The 851-nt window shown below is 65.9% G+C and carries 2 protein-coding genes; both read left to right on the top strand.

All coding sequences use genetic code 11. From position 1 onward, the window contains the following. Positions 1–497, top strand: a 497-nt coding sequence (gene ybgF, locus X726_RS137245; RefSeq protein ID WP_023673975.1) for a tol-pal system protein YbgF, incomplete at its 5' end; no start/stop codon positions are given. 51 nt (positions 498–548) lie between these two features. Next, on the top strand, positions 549–851 hold a 303-nt coding region (locus tag X726_RS0137175), incomplete at its 3' end, for an ATP-binding protein (RefSeq protein WP_031215664.1).

Here is an 851-nt window from a genome sequence, read left to right as displayed (position 1 = left end):
ACACGCAGGCAGCGGCGCCGGCGGAAGGTGCGGCTCCCGCCGCCGAGGCGCCGGCTGCCGGGGCTAAGACCGGCAAGTCGGACGGCACGGTGGTGGCGGCGCTGCCTGCCACCAACAACCCGGAAGAGATCTACCGCAACTCCTACCAGTTCATCCTGTCGGGCGACTACAGCACCGCCGAGCAGGGTTTTCGCGACCACATCGCCCGCTTCCCGAAGGACGCCAAGGCGGCGGACGCGCATTACTGGCTTGGCGAATCGCTGCTTGGCCAGCAGAAGTATCATGACGCTGCCGAGGTTTTCCTCTCCGCCAGCAAGGACTATCCGAAGGCCAAGAAGGCGCCTGACATGCTCCTGAAGCTTGGCGTGTCGCTGGTCGGCCTCAAGCAGAAGGATGTCGCCTGCGCCACCTTCGGCGAGATCGGCAAGCGCTATCCCGATATTTCGGCCGCGCTCAAGGAACGCGTCAAGCAGGAGAGGGCGCTGGCGGCGTGCTAGTCTTTGCCGTGTTGTCCCAGAACCGGGACCACTTTTGCGCGACATGCATTGATGCTCGATACCGAGCCTGACCTTTCGAATTTTTCGCAGATCGACTTTACCAACGGCGCGCTTGCGGCCGTGTCTGGCGGCAGCGACTCGACCGCCCTCCTTCTTCTCCTCAAGGCTCACCTCGACCGCAGCGCCCCGACAGCCCGGCTGCTGGCGGTGACGATCGACCACGGCCTGCGTCCGGAAGCAGCAGTCGAAGCGCGCAGCATGGCAAAGCTCTGTGCGGAGCGCGGCATTGCGCACCGGACGCTCAACTGGTCCGGCGCCAAGCCGTCGACCGGCCTGCCCGCGGCGGCGCGCGAG

The organism is Mesorhizobium sp. LSJC285A00, from assembly GCF_000503155.1.
Lineage (GTDB): Bacteria > Pseudomonadota > Alphaproteobacteria > Rhizobiales > Rhizobiaceae > Mesorhizobium.
Note: the sequence above shows the minus strand (reverse complement) of the source record. Positions and strands in the feature narration are given on the sequence as shown.